This is a genomic window from Nonlabens sp. (assembly GCF_047636915.1).
Taxonomy (GTDB): domain Bacteria; phylum Bacteroidota; class Bacteroidia; order Flavobacteriales; family Flavobacteriaceae; genus Nonlabens.
Map to the genome: position 1 here is coordinate 1 of NZ_JBLIGN010000006.1, position 18,929 is coordinate 18,929.

Genomic DNA, 18,929 nt, shown 5'->3' on the forward strand with positions numbered 1-18,929 from the left:
AATTAAAAAATGCAATCTCTAGGGATCGTTTAACGGACTTACAGCCTTTCTGTATTATTGCAAATGCAGGAACCACTAACACGGGAACGGTAGATCCATTAGAACAGATAGCTGAGATTTGTAAAAACGAAAAGCTTTGGTTTCATATTGATGGCGCTTATGGCGGTGCAGCCATGTTATCAAAAAAAGGAAGTAAGGCGTTAAAAGGAATTGAAAAAGCAGATTCTTTAACCATTGATCCACATAAATGGCTATTTCAACCTTATGAAATGGGTTGTTTGTTAGTTCGAAAGAGCAAATGGCTGCGCGATACATTTGTTGAAAAGCCAGAGTATTTGCGTGATATAGAAGGCAATCCCTCAGAGATCAATTTTTATGATCATGGAATACAGCTTACGAGAAGATTTCGAGCGTTAAAGTTTTATATGTCTATGAAAACTTTTGGATTAGAAGCATTTAGAAAAGCAGTTTCCTATAATATTGAGATAGCCGAAGAAGTAGAATGCCTTCTTAGGAAAAGTAAGCAGTGGGAAGTGGTTTCGTCAGCAACACTTGCGATTATAAATTTTAGATACCATCCCTTACATTTAGATCTTAGTGATGAACAATTAGATACCTTGAATCAAGAAATTTCTAAAAGAGTAGTAGAATCTGAAGAATCTTTATTGGTGACTACAGTTTTAAATAAACAAGTCGTTTTACGCATGTGTTTGATAAACCCGCGTACGACTATGGTTCATATTAAAGAAACCATTTCCAGTTGTGAGAACTTTGCTAAACAAATTCTTGAAGAGTAAGTTTCTGGTTGAGTTAAGTATATCTTGTTTTTTTTCTTTTAAGATGCATGGAATTTCACGAGTAAATAACTATCTTACTATCTTATAATTATTATAATTTAACTTGTTAAATAAAGACTTATTAGTATAAATTTGTAATTTTTAGCGTAGTATATATTTATATTCAAAAAAAACGTACATATGGAAGTTATAGAGATCATTGAAATTATCATCAAATTAGGAGTTGGTTTAAGCATTTTAAATGTGTGGTTGATCAAAAGAGATAAAGAAACTCCATTTCGTGGTGGTGGTGCAATGAGTATGCAAGAAGAATTCATGTCTTATGGCTTATCAAAAAAAGCGATGATTGCGGTAGGAACTTTTAAATGTCTTTTTGCGGTGCTTTTATTAATTTCTATTTTTTATTCCTCAGAGGTATTGGAATATGCAGGTGCGATAGGAATCGCGGTTCTTATGTCAGGAGCTATTTTAATGCATGTTAAAATCAGTGATCCCGCAAAAAAATCAATTCCTGCGGCCATATTCTTAGTATTGTCTGTAGCAGTTCTTTTTCTCTAGAGCATTCTTAAAAATTGGTATCCTATAATAGCGCTTAATACCATGTAGATAAGAGCTGGAGAAGATTTGTAAATCCCATCTCTTATCTTAATTCTTGTGATCAAACCTGCTAGCATAAGAAGACTTAAGCCAAAAGATGCAGCAATGCCTATATAGGTAAAATAAATTCCTGCTATCAGTCCACATGCACCTGCAAGTTGAAGAACTCCTGTCATAAATCGTTGCAAGCTATTCAAACCGTATCTGTTGAACTCTAATCTCATATGCGGGGAGAAAAGACAGGTAGTTCCAAAAAAAAAGAACGATGCGATATTAAAGTAAAGTAGAAAATAAAATGTACTCATGTGTCTAAAATACTGAAAAGAAAAGTATGGAAGCGTTAATTAAATGTTGAAATTTAAACTCATTATTCAAAATTCATCATCTGTTAAAAATAAGTTGACAAAAGATGGCTTTAGAGCTTCATAAAGCAAAACATGGTAATAGTAGAACAATTCTACTCGAATCACACTACCTAATTTTTTTAATTTCTTTCATATTTAAATCCACATACAAGGATATTAAACCTGAAATCTCGTATTTATTGTAAAGGCTTGTTTTAAATCCTTAAGCATGGAAGCTTATAAAATCTACTTCGGATAATTACCATACGGTTTAGGCATCAGTCCATTATCGCGGCCAAGATTAATAAACAACACCACTATCCATAGCTGCGATACGCTGCTGTAAACTAGGATGTGAAAAATAAAACCACACATAAGCTGGATGTGGGGTAAGATTGCTTAAACTAGTTTTAGAAAGTGTTTTTAAACCGCTGATTAAGGGTTCCTTTTTGTACGTGTCCTTGGCATAATAATCTGCTTGATATTCAAATCTTCTAGAAAGTAAACTCATAATTATTCCAGTTAGGGTAGAAATAGGAGAGTAGAGGAGCCCAAAAGCTACCAATCCAATATGGAAGGATGGAACCGCAACACCTAATGCTTCAGAGAGCAAATTACTATCTACAAAAAGCGAAAACAGCCAAAGAGTGAAACCAGTCGTTAAGGTTCCTGCAATTAAATTGTAAATGATGTGTTTCCTTTTATAATGACCCACTTCATGAGCCAGAACAGCAACTATTTCCTCTTCACTTAATTGTTCGATTAAGGTATCGTACAAAGTCACACGTTTCTCACTACCGAAGCCACTGAAATAAGCATTTGCCTTTGTGGATCGTTTACTTCCATCAATCACAAAAATTTGGTCCAAGTGAAAACCAACTGTAGCCGCATAATCGCTAATTTTATTCTTTAATTCCCCTTCTTCCAACGGCGCTTGCTTGTTAAAAAGAGGTACAAATAATTTTGCGTAAAACATATTCATAAACAGTGATATAGCCGTTATTAAAATCCACACATACCACCAGAAATTAGCTCCTGCCCAGCCATAACAAAGGATGATTAAAGAAAGAATACCACCGCCTAAAATAGCGGTTAAGAAATAACCTTTTATTTTATCAAAAATAAACGTCTTTACAGTTGTTTTATTAAATCCAAATTTCTCCTCAATAACAAAGATTCCATAAATGGAAAAGGATAAGCTAAGGAGTTCACTTGCCGCTGTGATAATTCCAAAAAAGAACAATGCGACAACAATTTGATTCTCTGCATAGTTCCTTGCGAGTTCATCGATAATCGCAAAACCTTTAAAATAAAGAAAAATCATGATTCCGATAAATGAAACGCTACTAGAAATCAAACCAAATTTAAAATTGGTCTTTTTGTATTCTTGCGATTTCTCATACTCTTCATGTTCATAAACATCGGTTAGTTCTCGGGGAATTGGTTTGGAGTACCACGTGTAATTTAAAAACCCAAGAATACGTTCTAATAAAAAGTCAAAAACAAGTATTCCTATAATGATATAAAATATGTGTGTTGGCGTCATATATATGCTTATCGTAAAATATTAATTAAAATTGCGTTGTCTTTTAGCTTCAAAAATTAGGACGGCAGCGCTTACTGAAACGTTCATGGAATCAATCTCGCCAGACATAGGTATAATAATGTTTGCTTTTGCAGCAGCTCTCATTTCTTCTGATAACCCTGTTGCTTCTGTTCCCACGGCAATGGCGCTCGAGGTGGTATAGTCTATTTTATCATAACGTTCACTACTTTGTAATGTCGCTGCATAAAGAGGAATGTTCTTTTGTTTTAAAAACGCTAGTACTTCTGCGGTGCTCGCTACAGCGTTAGGAACGGTAAAGACACAACCTACGCTAGACCGTATAACATTAGGATTGTATAAATCTGCCGTAGGGTTTGCGATGATCACAGCGTCCACCTTTGCTGCGTCTGCTGTTCTTAGAAGGGCTCCTAGATTCCCTGGTTTCTCGGTAGATTCTGCTACGAGGATTAACGGATTTTTTGTTAATCGCAGGTCAGATAATTGTTGTGATTTCGTTTTCGCGAAAGCGAGACAGCCTTCTGTACCACTTCTATAAGCCATTTTTTCATATACTTCTTCGGTAACTGAAATGATCTTTGGACGGGTATCGATCTCTAACTTTTTATACACATCATCTTCTGTAAATAGATCCTTAGCAAGTAGGATGGAACCGCAAATCAATAGCTGTTCGATTATAAAATTACCGCGTGTTGCTAAAAAAACTTCTCGTTGCCCTTCTATTATAAAAAGTCCTTCTTTTTTACGGGACTTACTTTTACGCTGCAGTTGCTCTACATGACGTACGATCGCGTTATGAGGACTAGAAATGTGTTTCATGTTACAAAAATAGGTTTTTCAACAAGATCATAACTATCTTTGAATACAAACTACACATATGAATTTTCACACCAGAAAATGGATCAAACCAGAAGACCTCAACCCTAATGGAACACTTTTTGGAGGTAGGTTATTGGAATGGATTGATGAAGAAGCGGCACTCTATGCAATTATACAACTGGAGAATCAAAAAGTCGTTACTAAGTTTATGAGCGAAATCAATTTTGTAGCCAGTGCAAAGACAGGAGATATTATAGAAATTGGGCTAAAGGTCAATAAATTTGGTAAAAGTTCCATTGATTTACAATGCATTGTGCGTAATAAAATGACCTACGCTACCATCATTACCATCGAAAATATAATTCTAGTTAATCTAGGGGAGGATGGAAAATCGGTGCCACATGGAAAAACGGAAGTAGAGTTTCAGCACGATCGAATGAAAAAGAAAGGTTTTGATACGGACTAAGAAATAGTTTTCAAATCTTCTTTCAAATCTTCTTTGAGATAGGCTTCTTCCATCCAGAAAGTTCCAAAAGGAACTACAGACATGGCGAGAACTATCAATAATTTTTTAAAGTTCCATTTTAATAATTGGCTTAATACAATAGCAACTACAACATAGCTTAAAAAGAGAAATCCATGAGCCATTCCCATAATTTTATTAGGCAATAAAACACCTCCTAAATATTTTAATGGCATGGTGAGAAAAAGAATGAATAGAAAAGAATAACCCTCTACTATAGCTAGGTATTTGAAGAATTTAAGCATATTTTGAATTTATTTATAAACGGTTGTTTAAAACGTTTTCTATGTAGGTAAAAAAAGGTATTATTTGACCTAAAGGTTAAACCTACTGCATAACAAACAATGTCAAGCAGTTTATAAGAATCTTGTTGGAACCCAATTCTAATTTTTATTGCGACACAAAAGAATTAAATCAAAATGATCCCATACAAAGGTAGATCAGAATATTTAGTTTAATCATTTTTTCACTCCTAAGGAATTGATAATTTTTTAATAGCGTTACCGGTGGTTCAAGTTTCTTGTGTGTTTTTCTTATTGTTAAAAATTGAAGCGTTAATTATCCTTGAAAATAGCATTCTCCCTAGTATTTTTACAAGATGGATAATAACCAATTACAAATTACGATTATAGGTGCTGGGGTAAGTGGTCTTACCGCTGCGATTACTTTGCAGAATGCTGGCTATAAAGTATCGGTATACGATGCAAACTCTTTTGTAGGTGGTCGCGTGAAAAGCGATCTACAAACAGGAATGATACTGGACCATGGCTTTCAAGTCCTATTAGACGCTTATCCAGCCGTGAATGAATTTCTTGATATTGAGGCTTTAAAGTTGCGTAAATTTGTACCAGGCTCTATGATATATATGAATGGTAAAACATATAGACTTGGCGATGCTTTTAGAAACAGGAGCTTTCTATGGAGTACCATTATGGCAGGAGTAGGTTCGTTAAAGGATAAGTGGTTGGTGTTCTCGCTTTCGCGAAAGCTAAAACAAAAATCACTTCAAGATATTTTTTCATCTCCAGAGACATCCACAAAAACCTATCTAGAAAACTACGGGTTCTCCACAAAAATGATTTCTAGTTTCTTCACCCCTTTTTATGCGGGCATATTTTTAGAAACGGAGCTGGCTACTAGTAGTCGCATGTTCGAATTTGTATTTAAGATGTTCACCGAAGGAAACGCAACCATACCAGAAGCCGGCATTCAAGCGATTCCTGAACAACTAGCTTCAAAATTACCATTAGGTTCTATTCATTTAAATCAGACCGTCAGCTCCGTGATAGGCAATGAAGTCACATTAGAGAACGGAGAGAAATTCCATTCAGACTATACGATAATAGGCACTATAGCCGGAAATATAGTTCCTAATTTACCTAAGGAAGACTTGTTGTGGCATCAGGTAACGGTTCTTTATTTTGAAACGGATCATACCGGTTTTGACGAGGCAATTATAGGCCTTATTTCAAATGAAGAAGTGTTGATCAACAATTTCCACTTTTTGCAAGATATTTTTGATCATCATAGAAATGTTATCAGCGTTACGGTTATTAAAAAACACCCACTCAATGATCTAAAATTAGCAGAACGTGTCATTAAGGAACTTAGGGAAGAAACAGGTATAGTAGCCACTGAGCTCGTCCAATTGTATCATATTAAAAAGGCATTGCCTCAATTGAACTCTTTGAATTATTGCATGACTGCGTCAGAAACCCAACTAACTGAAAATATATTTCTTGCTGGAGATCACTTAAGTAATGCCTCTCTGAACGCAGCAATGTTAAATGGTAAAGCTGCTGCGCAAGCTGTAGTGAGTAAAATTGAAAGTGGTGTACTGTTTTAAAGTTATTTAGGGCAAATGACATTGACCTAGAAAGCTTCCACAGATTTTTAAGGGGCACATCGATTGATGTGCTTGATCATCTTTTTCCTAATCAACAGATCTCAAAACTTGTACTAAATAGCATTTTTCGATCGGTATAATTCTTTGGTAACATGTTCTCTAATGCATATTCTTTTAAAACTTATGAATAATTTAGAAAAACCTTGTTATACTATATTTCGAGTTTTTTTTCTTTAAGAAAATCTGCTGCATTTAATTTTTTTCTACCAATTCTATTCGATCTTCTGTAATGAGAATTAGCTTTTGTTTATAAAGATTTCCCAGCGCTTTCTTGTACGATTTTTTACTCATATTTAAGTGAAAACGTATAGAGTCAGGGGTACTTTTATCAGTGACTAAAAGATACCCTTGCGGACTTTTTTTTAACTTATCTAAAACTCTTCTTGCATCTGTATCAATTACATTTAGAAAGCCTTGAGGTTTTAATGAAACATCTATTTTACCATCTTCTCTTATGTTTTTTATATAACCAGTAACTTCCATGTTTTCTTCTAAATCAGTAAACACCTCGTTTCTATATAGCAATCCTTCAAACTCATCTTCTATTAAAACAGTATATCCCAATGGTGTTTCTGTCTCAATAATTAAGTGCACTTTATCTCCTATTTGTAAATCCATTAGGGTATTTTTTTGTTTTTTTAACGAGTTCGTGTTTTTGGTTCCTTGTGAATCGAAGAAACAAAATTAGTAAACAAATCACAAATAGAAAATTCCAGTTGTGTTTTTTTATAGCAAGTAAAATAAGTAAGAAATTATAAATAACTAAAGTTGAATTACTTTTATTTAGAACAACAGCAATTTTCGTAGTTTTTCTAGATTTAAACGCACATAAACAGCAAATTTTATCTATCCAATCCTATGACATGCGGCGGTGGACAGCTTTGTTGTCAAAAGATGTTTTCGTTTGTGATGATTTCCAAAAGGCTGATGTAAAAAATGTTTCTTGTTATTTTTTTTGTTGATGTATGGAGAAGTAGATAGGCTAGCTTTTAAACTCTCATGTTGTCTAGTCATAGACACTTTATATATGTTCCTAGTAATTTTTAAACCTATCATAGACAAGAAATCATTTTCTATTATTTTACGATTGTTTTTTTTGCTTTATGGATACTTGGGATTTATTTAATCCGATTATAGCTGTAATTTCAATTTGAATCAGAATGTCTTATAACGCTCAGGCAGCAGCAAATTAGTAATGAAATATTTTTTATCACTTAAAGTCTGGTGCTTAAGAACTTTAAAGGACCACATCAAACGGGGCTCTTTTAGTGCTGTAAGAATGCTTTTAAGTATAAAATTTTTAATTATTTTATACTCTTCGTATCCATCTTACTTCATAACAGGATGAAGTTTTATAGCAAGTTTTATTTTTTAAAGTAAATAGAAAATTCAACAATATACGTCCACCATTTCATAGACTTTCAAAGAAAACGTACTTTGCAATTTATAAATAAAATCATGTCAGATACATCTCAATTATTAGAAGAAAGATCAGGAAACACTTGTGAGCTTTGTGCCGCCGCAGATACTCTAGAAGTGAAAGTACATCTTGATATTTATAAGGTACCTGATTCACCTAAAAACGTCAAGGATACTGCTGTACTAGCCTGTGAGACCTGCAGGAAGCAGCTAGAAGATGAAAGTCTTGTAGATCCCAATCACTGGCGTGTTCTTAACGATGCGATGTGGAGTCCCGTTCCTGCTATACAAGTGGTTGTTTATCGCATGTTAGATCAATTGCGACCAGAAGGCTGGCCAGTGGATCTTATAGAAATGATGTATATGGAAGAGGAAACAAAAAAATGGGCAGAAGAAGGGATCCAGCGCGGTCCTAAAATTATTCATAAGGATGTCAATGGTAACATTCTTCATAGAGGCGATAGCGTAGTAATTATTAAGGATCTGGATGTGAAAGGCTCTAGTCTTATTGCAAAACGTGGAACAGCTGTACGTAATATTTCTTTAGTTCATGATAATGCAAATCAAATAGAAGGTAGAGTAGGACCTACTCAAGTAGTTCTCTTAACTCAGTATGTGAAGAAAACTTCTAAGGAAGACTAATGGAATTGTAGTTTGAAACAGCATCAAGAGGCACTAGGTATAGCAAATAGTAGTACAGCATGATGATATTTTGGAAAGTCAATCTTAATTCTCCTTTCCTGCAACACTGCGGTCTTTTCTCATGACTCTAATACAAGATGAATTACATAATAGTGATCAATTAACTTAAAAACCCTAAGATCATACTTCTAATACAAACGTTGCAGGGGATACCACAAATCAACCCCTTTTAATTGAAGCGGTTTTTTCTTAGCAGAAAGTCCCTAGTTTTGGTATGTTAATGATCGATTTGCACCTAAAATGCAAGGGTATGGAATGATGTTGGGGATGTCATTTGCTTCGTTTACAAAGGCTATGGGTTTATTGCTTTTTTATGTTACTGCTCTCGCAAAAATGTAGATGTAATTCTAAAATTTTACATAAAGATCGTTCTAAAGAGTTTGCTAAACGCTTTTTTGAAAGTGCGTTTTTATCTGTAAAGTTTGTAGGTGTTATGTATTCAGTTCTCTTTTTAAATAGAATTACAATGGCGTTGTAGATATTTTAAAAGTATTTTACTTATGGATATTCACCATTCAAGTTTTTATCGTCAGCGATTATTTCATTACAAATTATTCTATTCCTACTTTCTAACAAGCATTATGGAACTTCACCTATTCGCATGATTAAATCGCTAAAAGCAGACATATAACTAGCCGTTGTTATGTCATTCGTAACGCAACGCCTCGATAGGATCAAGTTTTGCTGCTTTTACGGCTGGTATGACACCAGAGAAAAATGCGATTATTATAGACGTTATTGTTGCTGCGATGATTGCCGTCCACGGAATTTCAAAAGGAATTTCAAAATAAGAGGAAACCCCATAACCTATCAACATGCCTAATAAAATACCTAATATACTTCCGTACTGACTAATAAGGAAAGTCTCTATAAAAAACTGTAAAGAAATGGTACTGCGTTTTGCGCCTAGTGCCTTTCTAACGCCTATTTCCCTTGTACGTTCTGTAACAGAAACCAGCATAATATTCATTAGGGCAATAGAAGAACCAAAAATAGTAATTAAACTAATAATTATCGCTGCGATACTAAGAGCGTCACTTATTTGATCAATAGAAGAAATCAATTGATCGCTTTGGGTGATGCCAAAATTGTCTGCTTCTTGGGGTGAGAGTCCTCTAATATTACGCATTAAAACGGTAGCTTCTCCTTTTGCTCGGTCTATAAAGTTTTTATCAAAAACTTTAACACTAAGATTGTAATTGATATTGGGTTGCGTATAAATACCGCGTGCCACATCTATAGGAATAAGTACTCTTAAATCTATATTATTACCGAAGGTAGATCCTTTTTCTTCTAGTACTCCTACTACGGTAAATTTATTACCACGCACGCTCAAGGTTTTCCCTAATGGATTCAAACCTTCAAAAAGCTCTTCTCCCATATCACTACCAATAAGGCAGACTTTAGAATTATTTGAAATATCTAACAAAGAAAACATGCGTCCTCGACTAAGTTGAACACCCGCATTTTCTGCATAATGTTGGTTCACGCCAGCTATGATAACTTTAGGTTTTGTTTTACGTCCTTCGCTCTTAACCTCTGCGGTACTAGTTGCTTGAAAAGTAACACCTACTTGGGTTAAAGCTGTCTTGTATTTATTTTCAAACTCTCTTACCTGTCGGTATTTGATAATAGGATTTACAACGGTACGCCGGTTGCCACCGCGACGCTCTATACTGAGCTCGTATTGCTGTATATAAAACGTATTTGTTCCTATCTCAGAAAAACCATTAGTTAACGTAGAAGAAAGGGCATTAACAGCACTTAAAATGCCTACTAAGGCGGTAATACCTATAGCTATGATAATAATGGTGAGTATGGTACGCAGCAACTGACCTTTAATGTTTTGTTGTGCGATACTGATATTTTGGCGTAGTAATCCTATCATGAAAAGTAATACCCGTTTAAGGTTAAAATGTCCCAGAAATAAATAGAATCGGTTTTTCTAGTAAACATAAAAAAGACTTCCGTTAGGTTTTATTTTTTAACGATAACTATTTTGAAAAAGAAACGATTTATATGCCAGGTTTTGATGTTGTACGCTTGTTGGACTTAGAAAACCATTTAAAGTTACAAATTCTTCCAGTAAATTATTGTTATAATAAAATTACTTTAGGAACAGAAGTTATTTAACTGTTTATATTTGCAAGTTGAACAACTATTATGGCACAGAAACCGTCAATTCCTAAAGGTACTAGAGATTTTAGCCCGCTAGAAGTACAGCGCAGACAATACATTATGAAGAAGTTTCAGCGTCATTTTGAGCTGTACGGATTCATGCCCATTGAAACGCCTAGTTTTGAGAATTCTGACACCTTGATGGGTAAATATGGAGAAGAGGGTGATCGATTGATATTTAAAATATTGAATAGTGGCTCCTACCTAAATAAGGCGACTTCAGAATTTTTAGAAACGGGAAAAGAAAATCAATTGACTTCGCAAATTGCTAACAAGGCACTGCGTTACGATCTTACCGTACCTTTTGCTCGTTATGTAGTACAAAACCAAAATGATATTACGTTTCCATTTAAACGCTATCAAATGCAAAACGTATGGAGAGCAGATCGCCCTCAGAAAGGACGTTTTAGAGAGTTCACACAATGTGATGCAGATGTAGTAGGTAGTAATTCCCTTCTCCAAGAAGTGGAGCTCGTTCAACTATACGACACTGTTTTTACAGATTTAGGGTTAAAAGCCTGCACGATTAAAATCAATAACCGTAAAGTTCTTGCGGGTATTGCAGAGGTAATAGGTGCAGAGGATAAACTCATTGATTTTACTGTTGCACTTGATAAGCTTGATAAAATAGGGAAAGAAAAGGTGCAAGAAGAAATGTTATCTAAAGGAATTGATCAACAAGCCATCCATCTATTAGATCCTGTTTTTTCACTTTCTGGTTCTTATGCAGAGAAAATTTTAAGCATGAAAAAGCTGCTTATAAATTCAGAGATAGGATTAAAGGGAATTGAAGAATTGGAATTTATAAATACTTCGATCACTCAAATGCCTTTAAAAACTGCTGTTCTGGATTTAGATATTACTCTTGCTCGTGGTTTAAATTATTATACAGGTTGTATTTTTGAAGTTGCTGCGCCAGAAGGTGTTGCTATGGGTAGCATAGGTGGTGGCGGTCGTTATGATGATCTCACTGGGATCTTCGGACTCAAAGAAGTAAGTGGTGTAGGAATCAGTTTTGGGCTAGATCGCATCTATTTAGTTTTGGAACAATTAAATCTGTTTCCAGATTCTGTAAGAGCAGGCGTAGAGGTCTTATTCATTAATTTTGGGAAGACAGAAGCTCAGTACTGTGCGAGTTTGTTATCTCGTTTTCGCGAAAGGGGAATCAAAACAGAACTCTATCCAGATGCTGTAAAAATGAAGAAACAAATGAGCTATGCAGACCGCAATGGGATTCCTTATGTAATTTTGGTGGGTGAAGACGAAGTAGCTACGGGTAAATTAAAGCTTAAAAAAATGAGTAGCGGTGAGCAGTATTTGCTCACTCCAGAAGAGATTGTTTCAAAACTGTCTTAAAGTACATTTAAACTTATATAAGCAACAAAGGCCGTTGAAAATGAGTCAAACGTTGTGATCTTTTTTGGACTAATGAATCAATAAAGACCACCGCTAAATCAAATGATTTCGATTCAACTTCCTTTTCACCTTAATGATTTTGGTGTTTTTGTCAAAAAATATTTGTGGAGTCTTATAATAGCTTAGGTGGCTGTTTTTCTTATTGTTTTCCTCTGCATTTTAATATTAGACGTTCTAATCTTCAACTGAGAAAAAAATTGTATCCAGTTGCTTCCATCATGATTTTGAGTAGGCATTCTATTTATTTCTTGATATCTTGCTAATCGACCGGTAAGCCATTTTTTTTTTTGTTCCAAATGTGCGCTCTACTTTGGATTTCATTTAACTAATTAATTTATTGAATTTTTTCCAACCTGTTAATGGTTTTTTCTAGTGCGTTTTTTTTCAGAATATGATTTTTAGATTTTGTTGTTTGAGTAGTTCCACATTTTTTTTTCACTCTTACTTTTTATCATCTTTTAATGAGATGCCTTTTGGTAAACCTATACGTTACTTTTTCTAGTATATCTCCAAAATGTGCTATTTCCTTTTACTTGCTGTAGAGGTTAGGATTCCTAATACCCGGCATAAGTTATCAGTTACATGCTCCTTTTAATTCCGAAAGGGTATGTACCTCCTTTCTTAACCATGTTCTATCTTCATCTACACCAGCAGCATACTGTTAATTTACACTTACCCTACTTTTCTGCGATCTTCGGTTGCCTTATGTTGGTGTTTTCTTTTAGTCGAAGTGGAGTGCCGATAACTCTTGCGTCTGTTATAATACTTTTCTTAACAATGATATTGTGAGCTTCTAATTGTACAGGGATGGTACTGAATAATCTCATAAAGGTTTTGGTTTTAGTTAGTACAATTCTTAACTACTACGTGTACTACGGTCGGTCACTACTTTGTCTATAATCATTTCATAGCAATCAAGGAAAGGGTACGGTCCTTTAACTTATCTTCTATTTCGTAATCACTTCATCCATACCAAGCTTGTTAAAGATACCTTTTGAATAATAGCAAACCGCTATAGCAAGGCTTATCTAGAACACTTTTACCTCTTGAATAATTAGCATTTATGATTTTTTTGATGTTATCCCAATCGATAAGAGCATCTATTAGGCTTTTATTTTTTTTTCTTGATGAAAAATCATAGGTAGTGTCTACTAATACGGGATTCTCTGTCGTTTTGTAAATTAAAAATAAGTTTAATACGCTATAATACAGTTAATTAAGCTGTTTTAAAGACATTTTTTAGGGGAGACCTTGCAACAGTTTTTAGTTACTTAATGATCACTTTACGTGTTTGTATACCACAATTAGTGGTTAATATCACAACGTAAGTACCCCTAGGAATATTTGTGGTGTTTAACGATATGTCTCCAATTTGATATCCTACATTCCAAGTTTGTATTTGCTGACCTAACATGTTATTAAGAGTGACTTTTTCTACACTTATATTATGTCCTTTCACAATGTTTAATACACGTCTATCAGAAGGTGTATAAATCAGCAGGTCACTTGCTAGATGACCTACATTTTCATTGCTCAAAGCAGTTGGATCTTCAAATACTATTGAATACCGTGTGGTATTAGTTCCAACTGCTAGACTTGGACTCGTATAATCTCCACTCCTTAAATTTGTATAGGTTGCTAAAACTGCATCTTTTAAGAAAATTTGTTGTGTGGGATCTACATTTTGTACCTCGTCTAATTTAATAGTTATGCTACCTATAGAACTAAGTTTTATCATTAACGGTAGTTCGTAGTTCATATTTAGAGCATCTATGCCTTGAATAGTTAGGTAATCGCTTCCCAAAATAAAAGCCATATCTTCATTTTGTTGGTCGACTTGAATACCATCAAACGCGTGGTCATAATTCATACTAGCATTAGGATCGATAGTTAATAATAACTGGCGGTGTATCTCACTAGCGCAATCAAACCCCAATCTAATTTTAGGTCTAACATCACTAAAACTGTTGTAGTCTGAATAAACAGTGTTGGCCGCATCGCTATCTGGAGGAGATATAAATAAACTACTTCCTAAGGCTCCAATTACAAATTGTCTTTGGTCGTTTCTAAAGCTTATCGCCCCATTAGAAATTCCTGTCACAAAGAATCCTTGTGCAACCGGTACAAAACGTTCTGGGCGTTTTGTAGCGATGCCACCTTGATTGATATCTGGGCTAGAAGTTCCTAATGTTGCATTTACGACACCGCCTGAGAAGTTGTACATAGCATAACCACCTTGATAATCTGAAATAAGATGACTATTTCCACTACAATGTTCCCAAAAGTATAAGGTGCCATTGAGGTTGGGATTGTCTGCAAGGAACTCATTAGCGTCCAGTGAACTAGCATAAGGATTACCTATCAAATAATCATTTCCAATACTGATGGGAAGGTCTATATCGCCATTGTTAGGTTTCCCTTTAAAAATATAGTTTTGATCTGTAATGGAACCTGTTCCTTTCATGGTGTATCCTTCACCAGCATTCATAGCTCCATAAGGTCCTGAATACTGCCAGTTAGAGTAAGTGCCACTTGCTAGGTTGCCATATTTATACAACCATTTTCCGGAGATAGTAGCCGCATTGGTTGCATCTCCTATGGAGCCATTACTTATATTTCTATTGGTCCAGTTTAAATCTCTAGGAGGGTCTACTAGTGTACCATCTTTCATAACGTCAGCTAAAGTATAACCATTGTTAATGTTGTTTTCTATAGTGATACTAACCGGAGAAGACCAGTAGTTGTAATTATATATATTGCCAGTTCCTTGTTGATCTCTTTCTATAAATCCAGTAGTAGTAGTCATCAAATCACTGTTTGTTGTTTGTACTAATTGAGACGCTCCTTTAAGATCGATAGAACCTTGAAGATCAAGTATATGGGTGATAGTAAGACCATGATCGTTATCTACATTCAGTTGATCACTTTCTACAAATAATCCTAATAAAGTAACATTAGAGTTTGCAATGGTAATTTCATTACTCGTTTTGACAATATTCCAATTAATTTTCTCCACACTACCGTTAATTACTCTGGTACTTCCCGGTGTAAATAAGAATATCCCATTATTCCAGCTAGAAGGGTTTTCCCAGTTTCCTGTTCCTGAAGAAATATAAGGAAGTGGAGCTGTTTGAGTTTTTAATTCAAAGTAATTTTCATTTGCCATTCTACCGTATCCTTTATTTCCAGATTCATCATTCAATGAAGTTCCAATAAAGCTATTCATACTGTAATAAGCTTTTAAAGTATCCCAGTTTAATCCAGCAATATCATTTTTAGTAATGGTGTTGGGGATAATTGATCCACTCACTAGATTAGAATTTTTTTCTATCTCCTGATTCATAATAAACCTAATCTGATCTTGTGACAAGGCTATATCCCATATCCTTATCTCGTCTATTTCACCATGAAAATGATCATAAGCGATTTCATCTTGATCTATTCTTGCACCTATCCCTACTATGTTTTCGTCAGGAATAGCTGCCGAAAGTGTAGCTTGACTATCCAATACACCATCAATATAAATTTTTGCTATATGGTTATTATAGGTTACTGTTATCTGTACCCAAACACCATTATCTAATGCTGTATTTGAAATCATTTCCTCTAAAGTATTACTATTCCATCTTAATGTGATGCGATTGTCAGTTCTAAGGGATAGTTGGAAACCTGAACCATTGGATCTTTTGGCGACGATGGTCCTTTCTGTATTAGTGCAATTACTTCCTTGGCTAAGAATCCAAGTACTTGCAGAAAATCTGCTTCCTAATACTTGTGGCCCATCAATAACAATATGATCATCTATACCATCAAAATAGACACTTCTATCATCAAATTCCACTTCTGATATACCTAATGTAAAGTATTTAATACCGTCAAAGTTGTAGGAAGCTCTTTCAAAGTCTCCATCGTTATAAAAGATTCTAGTTTCCAGATTTGTGTTAAAATTTTCATCATCTGCAATCATCAGTACATACTCTCGATTTGTCGTTAATGCGGGGAGACCAGAAAAATCAATGCTTGCTACTCTAACCTCGGTTGTGGAGATATCAGTTGTCGTATTTTCTTCAATTTTCCATACACGATTCACTCTCGTAATATTTGTTCGAACTGCGTTTGCTATACCTATATCGTGGTTTATAACGTTGCGATATGCATTTAAATCTTCGCCATTATGTCCCCAAAAAAGAAAGTCTTTGTCATTATCAAAACGCTCTGCATTTTGAGTTCCTAAGTCTTCTACACGGTTTAAACCTATCGCTACTACGCTCGTTGAATTTTCACTTTTAGATTGCTTCTGTATCAAATCAGATTTATTATCTTTTCCTATAGCGGTTACATCAAAGTTAAATAGGGTGTTTGAAGAGTAGCTCCAAATGATTTGATCATCAGAATCTAAGTAATCCCAGTCTGCTCTGTGATCATCTAAAGTACTTGTTGGGTTATGAAGGGACACGCCATTTTTAATAGCTAAATAGGAATAGATTCTTTGCTGAACCGCATCTGACTTTCTATCTCTATAACTAAACACTTCCGTAATTTCACCATTTAAATGAGTTTCCAATGGGAACCCATTTAGTTGTTGACGTCCAGTACCTAAGTAATAAGGTTTGTTTGTGAAGCTGCAAAAAATTAAAGTATCTCTAGAAACTTCGGTGACACCCGTTAGGTTATCTATTTTACGACCGTTTAAATAGATTTCTGTTTGATTGTTATTAGGATTATTTTTTACATTTAAAATATGTACATCGTCAAAAGTTCTTGTTGCGTGTGAAAATGATCTTCCATAGCTGTCATCGGCTAGATCTGTTTCTGAAACAGTCCCTATGCTATGCGCAATAACTTCATTATCATATCTTGCTGAAATGGGCCCCCAGCCTAATCCAGAAGGATCTTTTGATGGGTTGACAGGAGCACATTTAGCCCCTATAAGCATAGTTTCGCTCGCAACCGCTCCTGTCATATCTAAAGTACTTCGCACTACAATCCAGTAATCGTTAGAGTTATATCCACCCTTGCCACGAATGTGTTGTTGCTGTGATCTATCAAAAACAACAGAAGGGTTGAAGTTGACATTATTAGACACATTGTTAGCATAAACAGGCGCATTTGCTGCTATTTCAAATGCATCATTATCTAATGCTTTATCTTCCCATAATGGCAATACCGAACCGTCAGTAGAAGGTATATTCTGAGATTTGAGCCATAAGGTAAGATTATCGTTCACGTTTGCGGGTCCATCAGCTGCAACATCAGGTACTGTTTTTCTTCCCGTAATTATAATATTATCAAACAAAACTCCGTCATCAGTGTTTGAACCGTTACTGGCAAATGAGATTCTAAATCGTATGTTGGAATGGTTTGATACCGATACGGGAAGTATATGACTGGCTACTTCAAATCTACTTAAAGAACTATCTAGGTTAGAGCTATCTCCACTCCAACTACCAAATCCATTTACGTCCGAATCATTATACCAGTTGTTACCAGAAGTGATCGATCCTAGCGTAGTCCAAAAAGAACCCCCATCAGTGGTGTATTGAATTCTCATGCCATCATCTACATCGTTGGTGTTTGTTCTAAAATCTAAATAGAATTTGAGATCTGTATATCCTAGAGTATTAATTATCGGGCTAGTAATTGTGGCAGAAGCGTTGTTAGGAAAATTGTTCCAGCTACTCGTATACCAATAATCACCTTCCCCTTTTTCATTTGCTACTTTCCCCAGGCTAAATTGAAAGCCTCCTACACCTGTGTTTGTGGAATACCATCCAGCAGGTCCGTTATCAAAATTTTCATAGTACAAGGTGGTTATAGGTGAAGCTGAAGCTGTTTTGTTATTAAATTTATATGTTGTCTTACTTGTGTTATTTGAGGTGTATTCCTTACTCGCATTACTTAGTTCATAAGTTGCTTTGGTAAGTGAATCAGGGAGCGTTTCAGGACCGCTAGATTTAATGCTTTTTAAATATTGAGAGGTATCCTTTAAATCCCTTGTATTATTTTTAGTTATTGAAACAGAAATACCAGTTGAATCTAAATGTGAAGAACCCGTATTCTGAATGGTAAAAGTTTCTGATGGGATCGAAATGTTAGCTGCTGAATCAAAATCAGTAGCATCTGTGGTTTTGTGTGTATAGTTATTTCTAGATACAGTGACCTCGTTACCCATATTTACGTAATTAGAATAAGGGGTAACCTTGTCATAATTATTTTTGGATAAGTTACTTAGGTTAAAAGTTTTAAAATTATTTTGATAAAGCTTTTGGTGCCCTTTGAAATTAACGGTCAGGTTATTTGTTTGAGCGTTGAGTGTACCTGTTATTAAAGTTATTACAATGAAAATTCTAGATTTTTTAGCAGTTGACAGAGCATATTTTTTCATGGAAACTAAATTTTATTCATCTCGCAAAGTGAAGTTAGCCGTCAATAATCGATACAATATGTACTTTAACAGTTTTATCGTTAAAAAGACATGTTTTTATGTAGTTCATAGATGTTTATTTTCAAACAATATATTTTAATAATAATAAAAGTCATTTCAATGATTAAAGTCAATCATAGACCCATTTTTTGTTCACATAAGGTGAGGTGAAATTTGAGTTTCTAGGAGAGTAGAATACGTCTATCTATCCTATCTTATAGTTACGTGTGAAAATGGACA

13 protein-coding genes are annotated in these 18,929 nt (G+C 34.8%); 6 read left to right on the forward strand and 7 right to left on the reverse strand.

The window, feature by feature from the left end; genetic code table 11:
* Together ACJAT0_RS01880 and ACJAT0_RS01885 are read left to right on the forward strand one after the other, a co-directional pair.
* Nucleotides 1-797: pyridoxal phosphate-dependent decarboxylase family protein (locus ACJAT0_RS01880; RefSeq protein WP_415180285.1), on the forward strand; the 797-nt coding region annotated here is incomplete at its 5' end.
* A 180-nt stretch (nt 798-977) separates the two neighbouring features.
* Nucleotides 978-1,355, forward strand: a complete 378-nt coding sequence (locus ACJAT0_RS01885; protein WP_415180286.1) for a DoxX family protein — start codon at nt 978-980, stop codon at nt 1,353-1,355.
* On the opposite strand, the gene ACJAT0_RS01890 is transcribed toward ACJAT0_RS01885, so the two are convergent.
* The 3 genes from ACJAT0_RS01890 to ACJAT0_RS01900 form a co-directional block, all read right to left on the reverse strand.
* On the reverse strand, nt 1,352-1,699 hold the full coding sequence (locus tag ACJAT0_RS01890; protein WP_374004346.1) for a DoxX family protein: 348 nt from the start codon (nt 1,697-1,699) through the stop codon (nt 1,352-1,354). The two genes, ACJAT0_RS01885 and ACJAT0_RS01890, sit on opposite strands and share 4 nt — an antisense overlap.
* Before the next feature lie 340 nt (nt 1,700-2,039).
* Nucleotides 2,040-3,284 (reverse strand): M48 family metallopeptidase, encoded by a 1,245-nt coding sequence (locus tag ACJAT0_RS01895; protein WP_415180287.1) that lies wholly within the window; start codon nt 3,282-3,284, stop codon nt 2,040-2,042.
* 21 nt (nt 3,285-3,305) lie between these two features.
* On the reverse strand, nt 3,306-4,121 hold the full coding sequence (locus ACJAT0_RS01900) for a TrmH family RNA methyltransferase (protein ID WP_374004344.1): 816 nt from the start codon (nt 4,119-4,121) through the stop codon (nt 3,306-3,308).
* A gap of 58 nt (nt 4,122-4,179) precedes the next feature.
* Here ACJAT0_RS01900 and ACJAT0_RS01905 point away from each other — a divergent pair, with 58 nt between their 5' ends.
* Nucleotides 4,180-4,587 (forward strand): acyl-CoA thioesterase, encoded by a 408-nt coding sequence (locus ACJAT0_RS01905; RefSeq protein WP_374004343.1) that lies wholly within the window; start codon nt 4,180-4,182, stop codon nt 4,585-4,587.
* On the opposite strand, the gene ACJAT0_RS01910 is transcribed toward ACJAT0_RS01905, so the two are convergent.
* On the reverse strand, nt 4,584-4,889 hold the full coding sequence (locus ACJAT0_RS01910) for a DUF3817 domain-containing protein (protein ID WP_374004342.1): 306 nt from the start codon (nt 4,887-4,889) through the stop codon (nt 4,584-4,586). The genes ACJAT0_RS01905 and ACJAT0_RS01910 overlap by 4 nt on opposite strands.
* 353 nt (nt 4,890-5,242) lie before the next feature.
* On the opposite strand from ACJAT0_RS01910, the gene ACJAT0_RS01915 reads away from it, so the two are divergent.
* Entirely contained in the window at nt 5,243-6,490 is a 1,248-nt protein-coding gene (locus ACJAT0_RS01915; RefSeq protein ID WP_415180288.1) for an NAD(P)/FAD-dependent oxidoreductase, read from the forward strand.
* Between the two features lie 252 nt (nt 6,491-6,742).
* Here the strand turns inward: ACJAT0_RS01915 and ACJAT0_RS01920 are convergent, their stop codons facing one another.
* Entirely contained in the window at nt 6,743-7,168 is a 426-nt protein-coding gene (locus ACJAT0_RS01920) for a DNA-binding protein (protein WP_374004340.1), read from the reverse strand.
* 840 nt (nt 7,169-8,008) lie between these two features.
* On the opposite strand from ACJAT0_RS01920, the gene ACJAT0_RS01925 reads away from it, so the two are divergent.
* Complete coding sequence (locus ACJAT0_RS01925) at nt 8,009-8,611, forward strand: PhnA domain-containing protein (protein WP_415180289.1); 603 nt, start codon at nt 8,009-8,011, stop codon at nt 8,609-8,611.
* Nucleotides 8,612-9,317: 706 nt separating this feature from the next.
* Here the strand turns inward: ACJAT0_RS01925 and ACJAT0_RS01930 are convergent.
* Complete coding sequence (locus ACJAT0_RS01930; protein ID WP_374004338.1) at nt 9,318-10,559, reverse strand: ABC transporter permease; 1,242 nt, start codon at nt 10,557-10,559, stop codon at nt 9,318-9,320.
* Nucleotides 10,560-10,834: 275 nt separating this feature from the next.
* Between ACJAT0_RS01930 and hisS the strand changes: the two genes are divergently transcribed.
* Nucleotides 10,835-12,205, forward strand: a complete 1,371-nt coding sequence (gene hisS, locus ACJAT0_RS01935) for a histidine--tRNA ligase (RefSeq protein WP_415180290.1) — start codon at nt 10,835-10,837, stop codon at nt 12,203-12,205.
* A gap of 1,327 nt (nt 12,206-13,532) precedes the next feature.
* Here hisS and ACJAT0_RS01940 read toward each other — a convergent pair.
* Nucleotides 13,533-18,650 carry a LamG-like jellyroll fold domain-containing protein gene (locus ACJAT0_RS01940; RefSeq protein WP_415180291.1) on the reverse strand — a complete coding sequence of 1,706 codons (5,118 nt, stop codon included), beginning with the start codon at nt 18,648-18,650 and terminating at the stop codon, nt 13,533-13,535.
* Between the last annotated feature and the right edge of the window lie 279 nt (nt 18,651-18,929).